We start from the raw sequence: 20412 nt of genomic DNA on the forward strand, positions 1-20412 counted from the left end.
ATGGCGTTCCACTTCCCGGTCATGCCGCGCATCTTCATGGCCGTACGGCGGGAATCCCGCTACCCGGTCTCCGAGATCCTGGCCAAGACCCCGGCGATCCCGTCGAACTGCCAGTGGGGCATGTTCCTGCGCAACCACGACGAGCTGACGCTCGAGATGGTCACCGACGAAGAGCGCGACTACATGTGGGCCGAGTACGCCAAGGACCCCCGCATGCGCGCCAACATCGGCATCCGCAGGCGGCTGGCACCCCTGCTGGACAACGACCGGCACACGATCGAGCTGTTCACCGCGCTGCTGCTGGCCCTCCCCGGCTCGCCGATCCTCTACTACGGCGACGAGATCGGCATGGGCGACAACATCTGGCTCGGCGACCGCGACGCCGTGCGGACCCCCATGCAGTGGACCCCGGACCGCAACGCCGGGTTCTCGACCTGCGACCCGGGCCGCCTCTTCCTGCCGGCGATCATGGACCCGGTCTACGGTCACCAGGTGACCAATGTCGAGGCGTCGATGTCGTCGCCGTCGTCGCTGCTGCACTGGACCCGCCGCATGATCGAGATCCGCAAGCAGAACCCGGCCTTCGGACTCGGCTCCTACACCGAACTGCCCTCCTCCAACCCCGCGGTGCTGGCCTTCCTGCGGGAGTACGAGGACGACCTGGTGCTCTGCGTCAACAACTTCGCGCGGTTCGCACAGCCCACCGAGCTCGACCTGCGCGAGTTCGCCGGGCGCCATCCGGTGGAGCTGTTCGGCGGGGTCCGCTTCCCGGCCATCGGTGAACTGCCGTATCTGCTGACCCTCGGGGGTCACGGCTTCTACTGGTTCCGGCTCACCCGAGTCGCATCCCGCATCGGCCGGCGACTGTGAGCCTGCGCCGACGAAAGGAGGCGTGACCATGCCGAAGACCGCATCCCTCCGCCCGAGCCTCACACGCCTGGCCGAGCCCATGGAGTCGCTCGGCGGGCTGCTGCGTGACTGGCTGCCCCGGCAGCGCTGGTTCGCGGGCAAGGACCGGCCCGTCACCGAGCTCGGTCTGCTGTCGATGACCGAGCTCTTTCCGGGCTGTCTGCATCTGCTGGTCCACGCCGGTCACGCCGGCCACACGGGCGTGCCCTCGCCCGGCGGCGCTCCCCCGGCCGGCGACTGCTACCAGCTGCTGCTCGGCGTACGGGAGCAGCCGTCGCCGCGTCTGGGGCGGGCACTCATCGGGCAGGTGCAGGACGGGCCGCTGGCCGGCATGACCGTCTACGACGCGCTGCACGATCCCCGTTCGGCCCAGCTGCTGCTGGACCGGCTGCGGCACCCCGGCACCGCGGGCCCCTTGCGCTTCGACTGCGCCCCGGACGAGCGGGTGCCCGCCGGTCTGGTGCCGCGGCTGCTGGACGCGGAGCAGTCCAACTCCTCGCTGGTGTACGGCGACGAGTACATCCTGAAGGTCTTCCGGCGCATCCAGCCGGGCGTCAACCCGGACCTGGAAGTACCGGGCGCGCTGGCCCGCCAGGGCTGTCACCGCGTGCCCGCGCCCGTGGCCTGGTTCCAGACGAAGCACCCGTTCAAGGCCACCCTCGGCGTGCTCCAGCCGTATCTGCGGGACGCCTCCGACGGCTGGACGCTGGGCCTGCACGCGCTGGCCGCCGGCGACGACTTCACGGCCCAGGCCCGGGCCCTGGGCGCGGCCACGGCGGAGGTGCATCTCGCGCTGGCGTCGGCGTTCCCGGTCGGCGGGCCCGGGGAGAACGGGCGCACGGCGGCGGCGATGACCGAGCGGCTGGACGCGGCCGCGCACTGCGTGCCCGCGCTGCAACCGTTCGTGCCGGGCCTGCGGACCGCGTTCGCCGCGCTGACCAGCTGCGACCCCGGGCCGCCCGCCCAGCGCATCCACGGCGACCTGCACCTGGGTCAGGTGCTGCGGGCCGGGCGCGAGTGGTTCGTCATCGACTTCGAGGGCGAGCCGTCCCGGCCGCTCTCCGAACGGCGCAGCGCCCATTCCCCCGTGCGGGACATCGCCGGGATGCTGCGTTCCTTCGACTACGCCGCCCGGCAGCGCCGCCCCTGGCGCCCGGAGTGGGCCCGCCGCTGCCGCGAGGCCTACTGCGCGGGCTACGCCGCCCGCGCCGGCTGGGACCCGCGCAAGAAGCACGGACTGCTCCGCGCCTATGAGACGGACCGGGCCGTGTACGAGGTGCTGTACGAGGCACGGCACCGCCCCGACTGGCTGCCTGTACCGATGGCGGCGATCGAGCGCCTCGCCGTGAGAGGAGACTGAGCCGTGGCCCTGCGCGACACCTCAATCCCGGAGCCGTCCGGCCCGGTCCCGAGCACGACCGCACCCACCCTGAACCCGGAGGACCGCGGGCGCCTGCTGGCGGGCGCCCACCACGATCCGCACGCCCTGCTGGGCGCCCACCCGGCCCCCGGCGGGATCGCGTTCCGGGCGCTGCGCCCCTTCGCCCGCGCGGTGAGCGTGGTGATCGACGGGCGGCGCACGGCGCTCGTCTCGGAGGGCGAAGGCCTCTTCTCGGGCGTGCTGCCGCTGGAGGCGATCCCGGAGTACACGCTGCACGTGGCGTACGAGGACGGTGAGCAGGAGACGCACGACCCGTACCGCTTCCTGCCCGCGCTCGGGGAGCTCGACCTGCACCTGATCCGCGAGGGCCGGCACGAGCAGCTGTGGCAGGCGCTCGGCGCGCAGCCCATGACCCACGAGGGCGTGCCCGGCACCCGGTTCACCGTGTGGGCGCCGAACGCGCAGGGCGTGCGGGTCGCCACGGACTTCACCTACTGGGACGGGACGCAGTTCCCCATGCGGTCCCTCGGCGCCTCCGGCGTGTGGGAGCTGTTCCTGCCGGGCGTGGGCGAGGGCACCGCGTACAAGTTCGAGATCCACTCGCGGCACGGCGGGCGCTTCCTCAAGGCCGACCCGATGGCCCGCCGCTGCGAGGAGCCGCCCGACACCGCGTCGATCGTGACGGCCTCGCACTACGAGTGGGGCGACACCGAGTGGATGGCGCACCGCGCGGACACGCCCGTGCACGAGGCGCCGTTCTCGGTGTACGAGGTGCATCTGGCGTCGTGGCGTCCGGGGCTGACCTACCGGCAGCTCGCCGAGGAACTCCCCAAGTACGTCAAGGAGATGGGCTTCACCCACGTCGAACTGATGCCGGTCGCCGAGCACCCCTTCCACGGCTCCTGGGGGTACCAGGTCACCGGCTTCTACGCGCCGACGGCCCGGCTCGGCACGCCGGACGACTTCCGGTTCTTCGTCGACGCCTGCCACCGGGCCGGTATCGGCGTGATCATGGACTGGGTGCCGGCGCACTTCCCGAAGGACGACTGGGCGCTGGCCCGGTTCGACGGGGAGCCGCTGTACGAGCCGGGGGACGACCGGCGCGCGGAGCACCCGGACTGGGGCACCTACGAGTTCGACTTCGGCCGCACCGAAGTACGCAACTTCCTGGTGGCGAACGCCGTGTACTGGTGCGAGGAGTTCCACATCGACGGGCTGCGCGTGGACGCGGTCGCCTCGATGCTCTACCTGGACTACTCGCGTGAGGACGGCCAGTGGGAGCCCAACGCCTACGGCGGCCGGGAGGACCTGGCGGCCATGGGGTTCCTCCAGGAGATGAACGCGACGGTGTACCGGCGGGCCCCGGGCGTGGTCACGATCGCGGAGGAGTCCACCGCCTGGGGCGGGGTGACCCGGCCCACCGACACCGGCGGGCTCGGCTTCGGGCTGAAGTGGAACATGGGCTGGATGCACGACTCGCTGGAGTACATCGCCCACGAGCCGGTGCACCGCAAGTACCACCACCACGAGATGACCTTCTCGATGGTGTACGCCTACAGCGAGAACTACGTCCTGCCGATCTCCCACGACGAGGTCGTGCACGGCAAGCAGGCGCTGGTGTCGAAGGTGCCGGGCGACTGGTGGCAGCGGCGCGCCACGCACCGGGCCTACCTCGGCTTCATGTGGGGCCATCCCGGCAAGCAGCTGCTGTTCATGGGGCAGGAGTTCGCGCAGGGGGCCGAGTGGTCGGTGGAGCACGGCCCCGAGTGGTGGCTGCTCGACGACGGCTACCACTCGGCGGGTGACCACCGGGGCGTGCGCGACCTGGTCCGTGACCTGAACACCGCCTACCGGGCGACGCCGGCGCTGTGGCAGTGCGACACCCGGCCGGAGGGCTTCCGGTGGGTGGCGGTGGACTCGGCCGACGACAACGTCTTCGCGTTCCTGCGCTACGACGCCGCGGGCAACCCGCTGCTGGCGGTGTCGAATTTCTCCCCCGTGGTCCGGCAGGACTACGGCCTGTGGGTGCCGGGCGACGTCGTCGCCTGGGAGGAGCGCCTCAACACCGACGACACGCGCTACGGCGGCAGCGGCGTCACCAACCCGAATCCGGTCAAACCGGAGGACGGACAGGTCCGGATCACGCTGCCTCCGCTGGCCACGGTGTGGCTGACGCCGTTCGCTGTGTGAAGTCCTGCCGTCCCACCAGGTGTCCCACCCGCCTGTGAGGGGCACTGGGGGTCGTACCACCGGGAGCACCCGGTGGTACGACGCGGCAGGCACAGAAGGGCGGGCATCAGGTGCGCACCGTGGGAGTGGAGGAGGAACTCCTCCTGGTCGATCCGGAGACCGGAGAACCGCGGGCACTGTCCGCAGCGGTACTCGCCCGGGCGGAGAAGGACGACGCGGATCAGGACGTTTTCGAGAAGGAACTCCACGAGCAGATGCTGGAGTTCGCGACCCATCCGCAGTCGTCCATGGAGAGCCTGCGCGAGGAGATCGTCCGCTGTCGCAAGGAGGCCGCCCGGCACGCGGGGGAGATCGGCTGCACCGTGGCGGCGCTGGCCACCTCGCCGCTGCCGGTCAGCCCCGCCGTCGGCGTCGGCCGGCGCTACCAGTGGATGGCCGACCAGTACGGCATCGCCACCCGGGAGCAGCTCGTCATGGGCTGTCATGTACATGTGTCGGTCGAGTCGGACGAGGAGGGCGTCGCGGTCGTCGACCGGCTGCGGCCGTGGCTCCCGGTCCTGCGGGCGCTGAGCGCGAACTCGCCGTTCTGGCAGGGCAAGGACTCGGGGTACAGCAGTTACCGCAGCCGGGTGTGGCTGCGCTGGCCGTCGGCCGGGCCGACCGAGATCTTCGGCTCGCCCGAGCGGTACCACCGTCTGATCGCGGACATGGTGGCCACCGGCGCCCTCCTGGACGACGGGATGATCTATTTCGACGCGCGGCTGTCCCCGCGATACCCGACGGTGGAACTGCGCGTCTCGGACGTCTGTCTGCACTCCGGCACGGCGGTGCTGGTCGCCACACTCGTCCGCGGACTGGTCGAGACCGCCGCGCGCGAGTGGCGGGAGGGCCGTGAGCCGCTCGGCCACAGTGTCAGTCTGCTGCGACTGGCCGACTGGCAGGCCGCCCGGTCCGGCCTCTCGGGGGAGCTGCTGCACCCCGCGACCATGCGGCGCATGCCCGCCGAGGCCGTCGTCCGTGCTCTGCTGGAGCACGTCGAGGAGGCCCTGGACAGCACGGGTGACCTGCAGCGGGCCGGTGCCGCCTGCGAGGAGCTGCTGCGGGAGGGCAACGGCGCTCAGGTGCAGCGCGCGCTGATGGAGCGCACGGGGAGTCTGCGGGACGTCGTCACCGAGTGCGTCCGCCACACGCAGTCGTAGGCGTCCCGACTGTCAGGGGCCGGGGCTCAGAGGATCAGGACGAGGGCGTAGGCCAGGAAGAACGCCGCGATCAGCACCGCGACGGCGATGATCACGGTGAGCGGAGCCTTGGCCCAGCCCTTGGACGGGTTGTGGGTCTCCCGGGGAAGCGTTTCCGGCATGCTGCTCTCCGCGGGCGGGGTCTCGCCCGGCGGCACACCGCCGCCGGGCTCCAGACCGGTGGTGCGTTCGGGTTCGGGATCGGGACTGATATGAGTCATGCCGTCCGGGTCCCCCGATCACGCCGAGATCATCAGGGGGTCGACTTCCGTATTTTCCGACCCCGAAGGGTCTCGACTCGACTACATTCGAGCACCGCCGATGACGGTACCCGTCGGCAATGTCACACCCCGTACACGTCAGGAGCAGTGCATGCGCGACCTCGCCGTCGCTCCCCCGGCCGTGGCGCCCCTGACCGGCGGGCTCGCCGACAGCGTCTTCGAGACGGCGGACCGCGAACCGACCCGGCCGATGCTCGCCCGCCGGGCCGACCCCGCCTCCACGACCTGGGAGGAGGTGACGGCCATCGAGCTGCGCGACGAGGTCGTGGACGTGTCCAAGGGGCTGATCGCCTCGGGGATCGCGCCGGGCCACCGCGTGGCGATCATGGCGCGCACCCGGTTCGAGTGGACGGTCCTGTGCTACGCGCTGTGGGCCGTGGGCGCCGAGGTCGTCCCGGTCTACCCGACGTCGTCGCGCGACCAGGTGGAGTGGATCCTGCGGGACGCCGGGTGCGTGGCCGTGGTGGTCGAGGACGAGCAGGGCGTCATGACCGTCGGCTCGGTGTGCGCGTCGCTGCCGCTGCTGCGCCACGTCTGGCAGCTGGACGCGGGCGCCCTGGAGGAGCTGACGCTCCGCGGGGAGTTCATCCCGATCGCCACCGTCGACTCCATGCGCCGCATCGTGCTGCCGGACTCCACGGCCGTCATCGCCTATACCTCCGGCACCTCCGGCCATGCCATGGGCTGCGCCCTCAGCCACCGCAACCTCGCCGCCCCCTGCGACACGCTGCTGGCGGGCTGGGGGCACACGGCGGCGCCGCGCGGGGAGCAGGGCTCCGTGCTCGCGTTCCTCCCCTTCTCCCATGTGTACGGGCTGATGATCCAGGGGCTGTGCGTGCGCGGCGGCCTGCTCATGGGGCACCAGGCCGAGCTGAGCGGGGACGCGCTGTCGTCGGCGCTGCGCTCCTTCCGGCCCACGTATCTGTACGCGGTCCCGTCGGTCCTCGAGAAGATCTACAAGAACTTCCTGCGCACGGCGCAGCAGGGTGGCCACGGCGGACTGTTCGAGCGGGCGGCCGAGACCGCCCGGGACTTCGCCGCGGCGCTGGAGCGCCAGCGGCTGGGCCGCGGGCGCGGACCCGGCTTCGACCTGCGGCTCCAGCACGCCCTGTACGAGCGCACGGTGTACCGCCGGCTGCGGGCCGCGCTGGGCGGCCGGGTGCAGCGGGCGACGTCCGGCGGCTCCCCCCTCAGCCGCGAGCTGTCCCTCTTCTACGAGGGCATCGGCATCTACGTACACGACGGGTACGGCCTGACGGAGACCTCCGGCGGGGCGACGATGCAGCCGCTGGGCCGGGAGAAGTCCGGGACGGTCGGGCAGGCCCTGCCGGGCATGGAGATCCGGGTGGCCGAGGACGGGGAGATCCTGGTGCGCGGCCCGTCGGTGTTCCAGGGGTACGTGGGCGACCAGGCCGCCACCCGGGCCGCGCTGCGCGGCGGCTGGCTTGCCACGGGCGACCTCGGGCAGCTTGACTCGGAGGGCTATCTGACGATCACCGGCCGCAAGAAGGACATCATCATCACCAGCAGTGGCAAGAGCGTCGCCCCGCTGGCCCTGGAGCAGCGGCTGCGGATGCACCCGCTCATCCACCAGGCGGTGGTCGTGGGGGACAACCGGCCCTGTGTCGGCGCTCTGATCACGCTGGATCCGGAGTTCCTGGCGCACTGGCGGGCCGGGCTGGCGATGCAGGGCGAGATGCGGGAGGCGCGGGAGGAGAACGCGCTGCGGGAGGAGGTCGCGCGGGCCGTGGCCGCGGCCAACAGCGTCGTGTCACCCTCGGAGTCGATCCGGGTCTTCCGGGTCCTGCCGGAGGCGTTCGACGTGACCAACGGGCTGCTCACGCCGTCGATGAAGCTGCGCCGGGACGAGATCGTGCGGCACTACGCGTCCGAGATCGAGGCGATGTACCAGTCACGCAGGCGTCCCGGCAGACCGAGCACCCGGGACGAACCGTCGAACTGGGACGATTCGGACAACGTGTTCCGCTGAGCGTGCAGCCGGACGCGTAGGCCTCGCCCGGTCGGGAACACGCAACAGTGGCGACGCAAGAGAAAGGACGACAGCCCTGACGACAGCCCTTGCTGACGCCCGGGCCGGAAAGGCGATATGTCAACCGAGCCGCGTGGGGACGACGCCCTGACCTCCGAGGAGATCCCGAGCCGCACGAACAGCTTCGTGGGCGAGCCGCATGACGTGACCGGTGCGCGCTTGGCCGCGGAGGAGTTCCTGCGTGATCTGGCACGCTCCTCCCCGCCCTCTGCCCCCGAGTACTGGGACGACATCCTGCTGGTGGTGACGGAACTGGCCGCCAACGCGGTCCAGTACGCCCCGGGTCCGTTCGCGCTGCGGATGCGCCGGACGTTCGACGGGGTGCATGTGGTCCTGCACGACACCAGCACCACGGAGCCCGCCCCTCGCCCCTTCGATCCGCGCAGCGGCGGCGGGGGCATCGGCTGGCACCTGATCCACACACTGTGCGACCAGGTCAGCGTGGTGGCCGACGACCACGGCAAGGACGTGCACGTGTTCCTGCCCTGGTGAGCCGGGAGCGTCACGGGCGCGACGCGCCCGTGACCGGCTCAGACCGAGGCCGTCTCGCGCGGCGGCAGCCGGTCGTAGTAGTCACCCACGGCCCGCAGGTACTCCCGGTCCCTCGTCTCGCTGTCGGTCTGGAAGCGGGGCGCCGCCTTGGCGTCTCCCCTGCTGCACGCCAGTGTGACCTTCCTCGCCTGTGTGTCGATGCCGGTGACCACTCCCGCCGGGACCAGGACGCTGCGGCCGAACACCCAGACGCCGGTGTCGACGACCAGGTGCCGCATGTCGTGCGGGGCGGCCTCCCGGTCCACGTGCCCGATCGTGCCGTCGGTCGCGGCGACGGCGAAACCGGTCAGGTCCTGCCCCTCGGTGTGACCGCTGTCCGGCGCGTACGACCAGATTCTGTCGATGGTCACGCTGCTCCATCCTCCCTGGCGATGTGCGAATCGCCATACCGTCGGCGGACGCTTCGCGCCCGCCCCGTTCCACCCCAGCAATTACCCTCCTGTCGCAAGCGCATTCGGCGAACACGCCTGCTCCTGCGGGACTTCCGGCGGGCCGGCCCCGACGATGTTCGACCCAGGGTGCATGGAGGACGGTTTCCGGGGTAATCGCGGGTGCGCGGTGACATCCGAAGCCCGTCGAGGAAGGGAGGCACATGAGAAACGGCATTCGAGTCCGGAGAACGACCGGGACCCCCTCGCACCGCGGTCATCCCCAGAGGTGACCAGCCCAGGCCGTAGCACTTGTTGGAGGTATCCGTGCCCCTCGCCCAGAACCCGCTGTCCGTGGAAGTCGAACTGCCCCGGGAGGACGTGGCCCTGATCACGGTCGACGGCTACCTGGACGTCGACACCGCGACCGAGTTCCAGGCCCATCTGGCCAACCAACTCCACCACGGCCGACGGCACTTTCTGCTCGACCTCTCGTCCGTCCCCTTCATGGACTCGTCCGGGATGAACATCATCCTGCGGGTGTACCAGGAGACCCGTAAGACCGAGGGCAGCGTGCACGTCATCAGCCCGACGCCGGCTGTGCGGCGGATCCTCGACCTGACCGGCGTCAGCATCACGGTGCCGATATCGGAGAGTGTCGACGAGGCTCTGGCCCGTGTCGACGAAGGGCCGAGCGTCCCCGGGGAGCCGGGAGAACAGAGCGTCTGACGGTTCGGGTGCCCCCTCGGGTACGGCGTCGGCGAAAGACCGGCCCGGTGCCCCCGCTCCGCCCTGCCCGAACGACGGCTCACCCTTCGCACGCCGATGACAGGCGGTGGCAACCGCCGTTCCCCTGAACCGGATCGCTTGCACCGGAGCAGGTGTCGTACGAGGTCGGCGCATGGTTAGAGTTGTCGCCCGGCAAGTGTCACATCGCCGTCTCGTTGCCAGAAGCGGGCTCGGTCGACGCAACGCGGATGAGGAGAGAACCAGGTGCCGGAGCACGAAGCGGACGGACAGCTCGCCACGCCCAGCCATGAGGTGAGGGACTTCCTGCACCGCCGGCGTGAGCAGATCGCCCAGCGGTGGGCGGACGAGCCTTTGTTCCGCACCGTGTTCACCGTCTCGCGCGACGAGGCGGTGGAGGCGGGCAAGGCCGTCGTCGACGCGCTGGCCCAGGTGGCCGACTCGGAGCAGGTGGAGGATCCCGACGCCGCGGGATTCAGCGGGGTGCGCGAGCAGCTGGCCCGGATGGGGGTGGCCCGCTCCCGTGCCGGACTGTCCAACACCCAGGTCTCCAGCGAGCTGGCGGCCCTGCGCCCGCCCGCGGAGAATCTGCTGGCCGCCGATCTGGAGCAGGCGCCCCCCGAGCATCTGCGGGCGTGTTCGACCGCTCTGACGGTGCTGATGGGCACCCTGCGGCTGGTGGCGATGCAGACGGCACTGAGCGAGTGGCAGGCGCTCAGCGACCGGCAGCGACTGCAGCTGATGGAGGTGGCCACACCCGTCATCCGGCTGTGGGACGGCGTCGTGGCCGTGCCGCTCATCGGGACGCTCGACAGCGCCCGCAGCCAGATCGTGATGGAGACGCTGCTGAACGCCGTCGTCGAGCAGCACGCGCGGTTCGCGATCCTCGACATCACGGGGGTGCCGACGGTCGACTCGCTGGTGGCGCAGCACCTGATGAAGACGGTCGCCGCGGCGCGGCTCATGGGCGCCGAGTGCATCGTCTCGGGCATCCGCCCCGCCATCGCGCAGACCATCGTCCATCTCGGTCTCGACCTGGACGTGATCACCCGCGCGAGCCTCGCCGACGCGCTCGGGTACGCGCTGCACCAGCTCGGCGCGGACATCGTGAACCCGGGTGCGGGTCAGCGGTGAGCGACGCGTATCCCCGACCCGTGACCGGCCACGTGCCGGTCCTCCGGCTCGGCGACGTCCTGTTGGTCACGCTCCAGGGCGACCTGCACGACAGCACGGCGCAGCAGCTCCAGCAGGACCTCGCGGAGACCATCTCCCGTACCGGGGTACGCGGAGTCCTCATCGACATCTCCGGTGTGGAGATCGTCGACTCCTTCCTCGGCCGGGTGCTGGCCGAGATCGCCGCCCAGGCCAAACTGCTGGCGGCGCGCACCGTGGTGGCCGGCATGCGCCCGGCGGTCGCCATCACCCTGGTCGAACTGGGTCTGACGCTGCCGGGGCTGCGCACCGCACTCAGCACCGAGGCGGGCATGGAGCTCCTCTCGCAGCAGGCCCCGGTGCCCCGTCCCGGCAGCCCGCGTCAGGAGAGTCCGTGATGCACACCGCCGCGGGCGTGGAGGCCTGCTTGCCCATCCGGTCGGACATGGACCTGGTGTGGGTGCGACAGCATGTACGGCAGGCCGCTGCCCGGCTCGGCTTCGGCCTGGTGGACCAGACCAAGCTGATCACCGCGGCCAGCGAGCTGGCCCGCAACACCCTGGTGCACGGCGGTGGCGGACAGATGGAGGCGACGCAGGTCAGCACCGCGGGTGCGCAGGGGCTGCGGCTGTCCTTCAGCGACCAGGGACCGGGCATCGCCGACCTGGACCGGGCGCTGAGCGACGGCTACACCTCCGGCGGCGGTCTGGGGATGGGGCTGAGCGGCGCGCGGCGCCTGGTGCACGACTTCGACATCGACACCACGCCGGGCTCGGGCACCACGGTGCGGGTGACCTGCTGGGTGGGCCGGCCACCGCGTCCGCGCGAGGAGGTCTGATGCCGCGCGTGTGGGACGTGCCGGTGCGCGACTCGACCCGGGTGCGCGACGCGCGGGTCGCGGCGGAGGGCGCTGCCGCGCTGGCCGGGCTGGACGAGCGGCGTACGGCGGCCGCCGCGCTGGTCGCGACCGAGCTCGCCACGAATCTGCTGAAGCATGCCGACGGTGGTCAGGTGCTCATCGACGTCGTGGCCCCGCCCGTGCTGCGGGAGGGCCGTGAGGAGTCCCGGGTGGTGCAGATCGCCGCGATCGACCACGGCCCCGGCATCGCCGACGTGCCCGCGGCCCTGCGCGACGGTTTCTCCACGACCCGCTCCCTCGGCGCGGGCCTCGGCACGTGCCTGCGCCTGTCCGACGACTTCGCCCTGCACAGCGTCCCCGGCCGCGGCACGGTCGCGGTGGCCCGCGTGAGCGCGACGCCCCGGGGCGGTGCGGCTTCGGTGCGGTCCGAAGGCCGGGCCTGTGCCGGCGGGCAGTGGCCGGGCGGCGAGCCGCCGTTCGGCGCGGTGGCCTGCGGCGGTCTGACGGGCCACGCGGCGGTGCCGGGCCGTGCGCCGGGCATCGCGGGACGGGCCGAGGGGACCACGGGCGGTCCCGTGCCCACGCGCGGCCGCGTGCGGGAGATCGGGCAGGGGCCGTACGCAGCGCCGGGCTACGGCCTCCTGGACACCGGCACCACGGGAAGCCGGCCCGGCGCCCAGGCGGCACCGCTCCGCGGCCCTGCGGACGTCGGCACCCCGATGAGCGCCCCTTCCCGGACGGCACCGGCCCACGGCGTGGCAGACGCCGTCACGCCGGGCAGCCGGACCGATCCCCAGGCGGCGCCGGGCCACGACCCGGCAGACGCCGGTGCCTCCGGCAGACGGACCGGCCACCAGGCTCCGCCGCCCCACGACCCGGCGGACGCCGCGAGCACGGGCAAGAACCCGCAGTGGGACCGGCCGGACCAGCACTCGGCACCGACCCACGGCCTCTCGGACGCCGCGGTGACGGGCAGCGGCCCGAAGACGAACGCGCCGGAAGGCCACGCGGCATCGGCCCACGGCCTCCCGGCCCCCGGGGCGGCCCCGCAGAACCGTTCCTTGCCGGTTGCCGGGGTGCGGGCCGGCGGGGTGAACATCCCCTACGGCGGTGCCGAGTACTCGGGGGACGCCTGGGCGTGGGTCCGGGCCGGGGACCGGGTGACGTTGCTGCTGGCGGACGGGCTGGGGCACGGGCCGGAGGCCGCGCGGGCCTCGTCCGCCGCGGTCGCGGCGCTGCACCGGTGGGCCCACCTCTCCCCCGCCGAGTCGCTGCGGCGGCTGCACGACGCGCTGACGGGTACGCGGGGCGCGGCCGTCGCCCTGGCCCAGCTCGACCTGCCGTCCGGGCGGCTGCGGTTCGCCGGCATCGGGAACGTGGGGGCGCGGCTGCGCACCGGCGGCACCTGGCGCCCCCTGCTGTCGCGGCCCGGCATCGTCGGGGTCCACCGTCCCACGACCCTCCGCGAGGAGGAGGCCGACTGGACGGGCGACCCGCTGCTGATCCTGCACACCGACGGACTGCCCAGTCGCTGGACGCCTCCGTCCGACCCGGGTCTGCCCGCGGCCGACCCGGCCGTGACGGCCGCCGTGACGATACGTGACACCAGCAGTCCCGCCCGGCCGGTGCGGGACGACACCGCCGTGGCCGTGCTGACCTCGACCCCGCCGGAACGCCCATGATGCGCACTTGGCAGATCACCACCGTCACCGACGCGGCCCGCGCCCGCATCTCGCTCGCGCGTCTGGCCGCCGCTTACGGTGTGCCCACCGTCGAACGGACCCGGCTGGCCGCCGCCCTCAGCGCCCACCTGCGGCAGTGCCTCACCAAGGGCGGCACCTGGCGGCTGACCATGGACCTGGCGGGCTCCCCCGCCGAGGAGGGGCTGCTGCACGTCGTGGTGACCCCGTCGCCGGACGCGTGCGCGGCCGGGGAGCCGCTCTGGGAGGTCACGGTCCCCTGCCCCGAGACGGCCGAGGCCGCCGAGGACGGCACCGTCGCCGACGATCCCGCCGCCCTCTCCGAGGCGCTGCTCGGCGCCGACGAGGACACCGCCGTGGTGCTGGACAAGCTCACCGAGCAGGAGGATCTGGTCTCCTTCCACCGCGAGGAGCTGCACCAGACGAACCAGGGCGTCCTGGCGCTGCACGCCGAGCTGGACGCGGCCGGGCGGGCCCAGCGCGAGGCCTTCGCCGCCGAGCGCAGGGCCCGCAACGAGGCGGAGAGCGCCCGGCGCAGGCTGACGTTCCTCGCGGACGCGAGCGCCGTGCTGACGGCGTCGCTGAACCACGAGGAGATCGTGCGCCGGCTGCCGGACCTGCTGGTGCCGGAGTACGCGAGCACCGTCGACGTCTGGTTGTTCGACCACGAGGAGGACAAGCACCGGTCGGCGCCGCATCCCGCCGCGGCCGTGGTCGCGGCCCGCACCGGGCGGCCCCAGTACGCCGCCGACCATCCCGGCAACCTGCCCGGCGTCGACGACCAGCCGGCCTCGGCGCTGGATCCCGAGAGGCCGCTGCTGTGTGTGCCGCTGCCGACGCGACGGGCGCCGCTGGGCGTCCTGACCCTGTCGCCGCCCGGGGGGCGCTGGGATCCGGACGACGCGGTGATGCTGATCGAGCTGACCCGGCGGGCCAGCATCGCGATCGACAACGCCCGGCGCTTCGAGCACAACCGCGACATCGCCGAGACGCTCCAGCGCGCCCTGCTGACGGATCTTCCGGCCACGCCGGGCCTCAGCCTGGCCGCGCGGTATCTGCCGGCCACGCACGGGCTGAACATCGGCGGCGACTGGTACGACGCGTTCCCCCAGCGGGACGGCGGTCTCATCACCGTCATCGGCGACGTCACCGGGCACGGGCTGCACGCTGCCGTCATGATGAGCCAGCTGCGCACCGCCCTGCGGGCGTACGCCGTCGACGGCGACAGCCCGGGCCGGCTGCTCACCCGGCTGCACCGGTTCCTGCACCATCTCCAGCCGGATCTGTACGCCACCGCCGTCATCGCCCGGTTCCACCCGGACGAGCCCACGCTGACCTGGGCGGCGGCCGGGCATCCTCCACCGGTGCTGCGGCTGCCCGACGGCAGCGTGCGCACCCTCGACGCCAAGCCCGGCGCGATGCTCGGCATCCCGCTCACCCAGGAGATCGCCGACCACACGGAGGAACTGGAGCCCGGTTCGACCCTCGCGCTGTACACGGACGGGCTGGTGGAGCGGCGTGCGCAGGGCATAGACCCGGGCATCGACCGGCTGGCCTCGGCGCTCGGCGGGTTCCGTTCCGCGGAGCTGGACGCCGATCTGGAGGGTTCGGCGGACCGGCTCCTGCACCCGCTGCTGAGCGATTCCGAGCGGGACGACGACGTGTGTCTGCTGCTCTGTCACTTCCGGGGCGGCGTGGACTCCTGACGGCGGGTCCGGCCGGCCGGGTGTGCACGCGTTCTTCACTCCCGCCTGGTGCTTTTCGGCCACGGTGCGGGCATGGTGGTGATCGACGCGTTCGTCTGCCTGCCGCGTCCGACTGGCGCGCCGGCCGGACACACGGTGGGATCGAAAGGGTGCGAACCAGCGATCCAGGGGCAGTCGGAAGGCGTTCGAGGCAGACCGCCTGGAGCCGCAGAAAGGGATGAACACCGTGACACGACCCAGGATCCTGGTGGTTGGCGCAGGCTTCGCCGGCGTGGAGTGCGTCCGCCGTCTGGAACGGAAACTCTCCCCGGACGAGGCCGACGTCACATTGGTGACGCCGTTCGCCTACCAGCTCTACCTGCCGTTGCTCCCCCAGGTCGCCTCCGGCGTGCTGACGCCGCAGTCGATCGCCGTCTCCCTGCGGCGCAGCAAGAAGTACCGCACGCGGATCATTCCGGGCGGTGCCATCGGCGTGGACCTGAAGTCCAAGGTCTGCGTCATCCGCACCATCACCGACGAGATCGTCAACGAGCCGTACGACTACATCGTGCTGGCGCCCGGCAGCATCACCCGCACCTTCGACATCCCGGGGCTGACGGACCACGCGTTCGGGATGAAGACGCTCGCCGAGGCGGCGTACATCCGTGACCACGTCATCTCGCAGCTGGATTTGGCGGACGCGAGCCAGGACCCCGTGGAGCGGGCCTCGCGGCTGCAGTTCGTGGTGGTCGGCGGCGGTTACGCGGGCACCGAGACCGCGGCGTGCCTCCAGCGGCTGACGCACGCGGCGGTCAAGCGCTACCCGCGGCTGGACCCGGGTCTGATCAAGTGGCATCTGATCGACATCGCGCCGAAGCTGATGCCGGAGCTGGGCGAGAAGCTCGGCAGCAGCGCGCAGGAGATCCTGCGCCGGCGGGGTATCGACATCTCCCTGGGCACCTCCATCGCGAAGGCGGGCCCCGAGGAGGTCACCTTCACCGACGGGCGGGTGGTGCCGACCCGCACGCTCATCTGGACCGCCGGGGTCGTCGCCAGCCCGCTCATCGCCACGCTCGGCGCGGAGACGGTCAAGGGGCGGCTCGCGGTCGCCCCCGAGATGAACCTGCCGGGCAACGACGGGGTGTTCGCGCTCGGCGACTCGGCCGCCGTGCCCGACCTGGCCAAGGGGGACGGGGCCATGTGCCCGCCCACCGCGCAGCACGCGCTGCGGCAGGGCAAGCACGTCGCCGACAACGTCATCGCGTCGCTGCGGGGCCAGTCGATGAAGCCGTACGTCCACAAGGACCTCGGTCTCGTCGTCGACCTCGGCGGCACCGACGCGGTCTCCAAGCCGCTGGGCATCGAACTGCGCGGGCTGCCCGCCCAGGCCGTGGCCCGCGGCTACCACTGGTCGGCGCTGCGCACCAACGTGGCCAAGACGCGGGTGATGACGAACTGGCTGCTCAACGCGGTCGCCGGTGACGACTTCGTACGAACCGGCTTCCAGGCCCGCAAGGCCGCGCGCCTGAAGGACTTCGAGTACACCGACGCCTACCTGACGCCGGAACAGGTCCGGGAGCAGGTCGAGGGGTCCCGCCGCCCGGAGTGACCGGGCCGGGCGGGAGCTCGCGCTCGTGGCATGTCATGCTGAGATTCGGATCTTGGCGTGAGCAGGGAGAGAGTGCGGCGGCGTGAGGGCAGCGGCGGTGCGGGCACGGGTGCGGGACCGGATCGCGGCGTCCGACCCCGGACTGCTGCGTCTGACGGCCGGGTTGCGGACGGTCGGCGCGATCGCCCTCACCCTGGCCGTGCTCTCCCTGCTGCGGGTCGATGTGCACCTTCTGGTGGCGGGGGCCATGGCGGCGATGGTCGCCACCTTCGCCATCCGGGAGAAGCAGCCGGCCGCGCAGGCCGTGACGCTGGCGCTGGGGCTGCCGGTGGCCTTGGCCTCGGTGTCCCTGGGCGCGGTGCTCAACACGCGTCTCGTCGTCGGTGACGCCTTCTTCGTCGTCCTGATCTTCTGCGCGGTCTACGGCCGCCGGTTCGGCGACCGGGGCACCGCGCTCGGACTGATCGGCTTCCAGGTCTACTTCCTGTCCCTGTTCGTCGGCGCCACCGTTTCCACGCTGCCCGCGCTGTGCGGTGCCATGGCCCTGGCGTTCTGCTCCAGCGCCCTGATGCGCTTCGCGGTCGTGCCCGCGACGCCCACAGGTGTGCTGCTGCGGCTGCGCCTGGCCTTCCGCGCGCGGCTTGCCCAGCTGGTCGCCGCGCAGCTGGAACTCCTCGACGCTCCCGCGGACGCGATGGACAAGGCGCTGGAGTCCGTGCGTGAGGGCACCGCGCGGCTCCACGAGACGGCGATGATGATCCAGGGGCGGCTGGAGGAGGGCACCCCGGACGAGTCGGCGGCGCGGCTGGTGCAGCGCAGGATCGCGGACGCCGAGATCGCCGCCGAGCGGCTCGGCCTGCTGCTGCTGACCGCCCGCACCGCCGAACGGGCCGACACGCTGACCCTGCACCTGCCGGGCGCGCCCGCCCCGTCGGTCGCGGGGCCGGCTGTGCCGGACGAAGCGGGTGCCACGCTCCGCCGCGATCTGCAGGCGCTGCACGCCCTGGTGCTGCGGGCCGGCAGCGGCGACACGGGCACCGGGCTGGCCCATGTGCGCAACCGGCTCCTCGGCTACCGGGACGAGGAGAATCTGCCGCCCGCGTCGGCCGCCGTCCAGGACGTCTTCCGCGGGATCGGCGAGTCGGCCCGCGCGGTGCTCGGGCTGCGGATCGCGCTGGACGGCCCGCAGGACGAGTCGGACGACACCCCCGCGACGGCCCGCTCCCGCGAGGAACTGGACGCCGAGGACGCCGCGATCGACGGCGGCGGCGAGGAACCGGCGCAGGACGAGCAGACGGGGCTGCGGCGGCCCACCACCCGTGCGGCGGTGCAGGTCGCCGTCGGGTCCTCGCTGGCGATCATCGGCGGCGAGCTGCTGTCCACGCAGCGCTGGTACTGGGCGGTGCTGACGTGCTGGATCGTTTTCCTCAACACCGCCTCGACGGGCGAGATCCTGGTCAAGGGGTACCGGCGGCTGCTGGGCACGGTGTTCGGCGTGGTGGCCGGCATCGTCCTGGCGGGGCTGGTCGGCAGACACACCTGGACGGCGTTCGCCCTGGTCATGGTGCTGATCTTCGCCATGTTCTACACGGCGCCGCTGTCGTACACCCTGATGTCGTTCTTCGTCACCGCGATGCTGGGGCTGTTGTACACGCTGCTGCACACCTACAGCCTCGACGTGCTCGTGCTGCGGATCGAGGAGACGGCGCTCGGCGCGGCCTGCGGGGTGGTCGCGGCTGCCCTGGTCCTGCCGGTGCGGACGGACCGCCGTACGAACGAGTTGCTCGGCACCGTGCTGGAGCGGCTGGCCGAGGTCACCGAGGCCGCGGTCGGCCAGCTCAGTGGCGGACCGGCGGAGGAGCTGCTGGACAAGGCGCGCGACCTGGACCAGGCGCTGGCCGATCTGCGGGCCGCGACGCAGCCGCTGATCCACCCGGTCACGCCGTTGCGGACCCGGCGCCACACGGCCCGTTACGTGGTGGCGCTGCTGGAGACGTGCGCGTACCACGCGCGGACGCTGGCGGCGACCGCCGAGCTGCTGCCCACGCATCCCTCGATCGCGGCGGATCCGCGACTGCGGGGGGCCGCCGGGCGCACAGTGCGCAACATCGAGTCCATCGCGGCCCGGGTGGCCGACGAGCACGCGGGCGCGCAGGTGGAGACCGGGCCGAGCATCGCCTCCCTGCTGGGGTCCGACGCCGGCACGCCGCGCTACGGCCGGATCACCGACCGTGTGCTGCGGCATCTGGAGCGGCTGGACGAGGCGGTGGTGGGCCTCGCCCGGCCGCTGGGCGTGCCGGTGACGGCGCCCAAGGGGTGAGAGCCGCCCGAGGGCCGAGAGCCGCTGCCCGTCAGAAGTCCGTGGGCAGCCCGCTCACCTCGGCGATGCCCCGCAGTTCCTCGGTCTGCTTGTGCCGGTCCCGGATGTAGTCGGCTATCTCGCCGAGTCGGATCGGGTCGGACGCGGTGGTGGCGTCCGTGACGATCCGGACCGGGCCGGTGTCGTCGACGTGGAGTTCGACCACTTCGTTGTCCAGGCGGCCGGTGACGGCGGTGGCGATGACGAGGGCCACCTCGTCACGGACCTCCTGGGGGAGTTCGTCGTCGGGCCCGGAGTCGAGCGCGAAGTCGAGGCTGGACAGGCGTTCCTCTTCGATCGCCTCGAGGACCGGTTCCACCGCGCGCATCAGTAGCCGGTAGTCCTCCGTGTCCATCCGGATGCGCAGGAGGTCCAAGTACACGTCCACGGGCCGGCCGTCGCCATGCGGAATCTCGGAATCGCTCATTCGCATCGTGTTCCCCACGAGACGCGGCTCAGACGCGTCGCCACCGGGCCATGGCGAAGGAGAACACTCCGAAGAGCACCAGCCCGGCGGCGACGCAGACCAGCAGCCAGGGGCCGAGCGGGGTGTCGGCGAAGGAGCGCAGGGTGTCGTCCAGGCCCTTGGTCCGGTCGGGTTCGTAGTCGATGGCGGCGCGGACGGCGAAGACGCCGGCCACCGCGAAGACCAGGCCGCGGGCCGCGCCGCCGGCCACGCCGGTGACGTCCACCAGCTGCCGCGTGCGGCGGCTCATCTGCCCCAGCCGGAGCTTGTCGTGGTACTTGCGCAGCACCGCGCGTACGGCGATCCAGCCGCCGGCCACGACGATCGCTATCCCGACGGCTCCGACCAGCCACTGCCCGGCGGGGATCTCCAAGACCCTGGCCGTGGCGTCCCGGGACTGCTGGTCACTGGATCCGCCGCTCTGGTGGCGGCTGATCGCGAAGGACAGCACCGAGTAGGCGACGAAGACGTAGAACGCGAAGCGGGCCGTCGCCATCAGCCGCTTGCGGGGGCTGCGGCCGTCCTTGCCGACCGAGCCGAAGAGCGCTTCGGACAGCCGCCACAGGGCCATGCCGACCAGTCCGATGCCCAGCGCCCACAGCAGCACCGCGCCGAACGGCTTCTGTGCCAGTTCCTGGAGCGCTCCCCCGCGGTCGGCCTGCCGGCCGGTGTCGCCGAAGGCGATCTGCAGGGCCAGCGCTCCGACGAGCAGATAGATCACGCCCCGGGCGGCGAAGCCCGCCCGCGCCGCCCCCTCGGTGACCGAACCCCGCGCCATCCGCCGGGCCCGGAACCGACCGCTCTGTGCCATCGCACTCGTGTTCATGTCGACCTCCCGGGAGTCCGGATGCCCCGGGTCGGCGTCC

Annotated in this window: 17 protein-coding genes and 2 pseudogenes; 15 read left to right on the top strand and 4 right to left on the bottom strand. The window is 72.3% G+C overall.

Translation table 11 applies throughout. The features are described 5' to 3' along the window. From ACIRDU_RS33560 to ACIRDU_RS33575, 4 genes are all read left to right on the top strand, one after another. A partial coding sequence (locus tag ACIRDU_RS33560) for an alpha-glucosidase C-terminal domain-containing protein (protein ID WP_403586782.1) occupies positions 1 to 870 on the top strand: 870 nt, incomplete at its 5' end. A gap of 28 nt (positions 871 to 898) precedes the next feature. Then, positions 899 to 2269 (top strand): maltokinase, encoded by a 1371-nt coding sequence (locus ACIRDU_RS33565; RefSeq protein WP_403586784.1) that lies wholly within the window; start codon positions 899 to 901, stop codon positions 2267 to 2269. Between the two features lie 3 nt (positions 2270 to 2272). Next, a complete protein-coding gene (gene glgB, locus ACIRDU_RS33570) occupies positions 2273 to 4480 on the top strand; it encodes a 1,4-alpha-glucan branching protein GlgB (RefSeq protein ID WP_403586787.1) in 2208 nt (735 codons plus the stop codon). A 110-nt stretch (positions 4481 to 4590) separates the two neighbouring features. Continuing rightward, a complete protein-coding gene (locus ACIRDU_RS33575) occupies positions 4591 to 5679 on the top strand; it encodes a glutamate--cysteine ligase (protein ID WP_403586790.1) in 1089 nt (362 codons plus the stop codon). A 26-nt stretch (positions 5680 to 5705) separates the two neighbouring features. On the opposite strand, the gene ACIRDU_RS33580 is transcribed toward ACIRDU_RS33575, so the two are convergent. Continuing rightward, positions 5706 to 5939, bottom strand: a complete 234-nt coding sequence (locus tag ACIRDU_RS33580; RefSeq protein ID WP_403586792.1) for a DUF6480 family protein — start codon at positions 5937 to 5939, stop codon at positions 5706 to 5708. Between the two features lie 151 nt (positions 5940 to 6090). On the opposite strand from ACIRDU_RS33580, the gene ACIRDU_RS33585 reads away from it, so the two are divergent. Together ACIRDU_RS33585 and ACIRDU_RS33590 are read left to right on the top strand one after the other, a co-directional pair. Next, positions 6091 to 7989 carry an AMP-dependent synthetase/ligase gene (locus tag ACIRDU_RS33585; RefSeq protein ID WP_403586795.1) on the top strand — a complete coding sequence of 633 codons (1899 nt, stop codon included), beginning with the start codon at positions 6091 to 6093 and terminating at the stop codon, positions 7987 to 7989. Positions 7990 to 8106: 117 nt separating this feature from the next. Next, the gene (locus tag ACIRDU_RS33590; protein WP_403586797.1) at positions 8107 to 8541 is read left to right on the top strand and encodes an ATP-binding protein; all 435 of its coding nucleotides are present in this window, start codon (positions 8107 to 8109) and stop codon (positions 8539 to 8541) included. A 38-nt stretch (positions 8542 to 8579) separates the two neighbouring features. On the opposite strand, the gene ACIRDU_RS33595 is transcribed toward ACIRDU_RS33590, so the two are convergent. Further along, a complete protein-coding gene (locus tag ACIRDU_RS33595; protein WP_403586799.1) occupies positions 8580 to 8951 on the bottom strand; it encodes a PRC-barrel domain containing protein in 372 nt (123 codons plus the stop codon). A gap of 345 nt (positions 8952 to 9296) precedes the next feature. Here ACIRDU_RS33595 and ACIRDU_RS33600 point away from each other — a divergent pair, with 345 nt between their 5' ends. The 9 genes and pseudogenes from ACIRDU_RS33600 to ACIRDU_RS33640 all read left to right on the top strand — a co-directional run bounded on the left by ACIRDU_RS33600 (position 9297) and on the right by ACIRDU_RS33640 (position 19041). Next, positions 9297 to 9698 carry an STAS domain-containing protein gene (locus ACIRDU_RS33600; RefSeq protein WP_403586802.1) on the top strand — a complete coding sequence of 134 codons (402 nt, stop codon included), beginning with the start codon at positions 9297 to 9299 and terminating at the stop codon, positions 9696 to 9698. Positions 9699 to 9962: 264 nt separating this feature from the next. Beyond that, positions 9963 to 10850: an STAS domain-containing protein gene (locus ACIRDU_RS33605; protein ID WP_403586805.1), complete on the top strand. Its 888-nt coding sequence runs from the start codon at positions 9963 to 9965 to the stop codon at positions 10848 to 10850. Continuing rightward, positions 10847 to 11266, top strand: a complete 420-nt coding sequence (locus ACIRDU_RS33610; protein ID WP_403586807.1) for an STAS domain-containing protein — start codon at positions 10847 to 10849, stop codon at positions 11264 to 11266. Before ACIRDU_RS33605 ends, ACIRDU_RS33610 begins: the two co-directional genes overlap by 4 nt. Then, entirely contained in the window at positions 11266 to 11706 is a 441-nt protein-coding gene (locus ACIRDU_RS33615; RefSeq protein WP_403587092.1) for an anti-sigma regulatory factor, read from the top strand. The genes ACIRDU_RS33610 and ACIRDU_RS33615 overlap by 1 nt, the downstream gene beginning before the upstream one ends. After that, a pseudogene (locus ACIRDU_RS33620) lies at positions 11706 to 12041 on the top strand (ATP-binding protein); the annotation flags it as partial. The gene ACIRDU_RS33615 and the pseudogene ACIRDU_RS33620, both read left to right, overlap by 1 nt. Before the next feature lie 759 nt (positions 12042 to 12800). Then, a pseudogene (locus tag ACIRDU_RS33625) lies at positions 12801 to 13409 on the top strand (SpoIIE family protein phosphatase); the annotation flags it as partial. After that, the gene (locus ACIRDU_RS33630) at positions 13406 to 15133 is read left to right on the top strand and encodes a PP2C family protein-serine/threonine phosphatase (protein WP_403586810.1); all 1728 of its coding nucleotides are present in this window, start codon (positions 13406 to 13408) and stop codon (positions 15131 to 15133) included. The pseudogene ACIRDU_RS33625 and the gene ACIRDU_RS33630, both read left to right, overlap by 4 nt. Before the next feature lie 217 nt (positions 15134 to 15350). Beyond that, a complete protein-coding gene (locus tag ACIRDU_RS33635) occupies positions 15351 to 16721 on the top strand; it encodes an NAD(P)/FAD-dependent oxidoreductase (protein WP_403586812.1) in 1371 nt (456 codons plus the stop codon). 82 nt (positions 16722 to 16803) lie between these two features. Then, positions 16804 to 19041 carry an FUSC family protein gene (locus tag ACIRDU_RS33640; RefSeq protein WP_403586815.1) on the top strand — a complete coding sequence of 746 codons (2238 nt, stop codon included), beginning with the start codon at positions 16804 to 16806 and terminating at the stop codon, positions 19039 to 19041. Between the two features lie 31 nt (positions 19042 to 19072). Here ACIRDU_RS33640 and ACIRDU_RS33645 read toward each other — a convergent pair whose 3' ends face one another. After that, positions 19073 to 19507 carry a hypothetical protein gene (locus tag ACIRDU_RS33645; RefSeq protein WP_062924908.1) on the bottom strand — a complete coding sequence of 145 codons (435 nt, stop codon included), beginning with the start codon at positions 19505 to 19507 and terminating at the stop codon, positions 19073 to 19075. 28 nt (positions 19508 to 19535) lie between these two features. Next, complete coding sequence (locus ACIRDU_RS33650) at positions 19536 to 20372, bottom strand: DUF1206 domain-containing protein (protein WP_403586818.1); 837 nt, start codon at positions 20370 to 20372, stop codon at positions 19536 to 19538. Positions 20373 to 20412: the final 40 nt, after the last annotated feature.

This window comes from Streptomyces sp. NPDC093598 (genome assembly GCF_044764825.1).
Classification (GTDB): domain Bacteria; phylum Actinomycetota; class Actinomycetes; order Streptomycetales; family Streptomycetaceae; genus Streptomyces.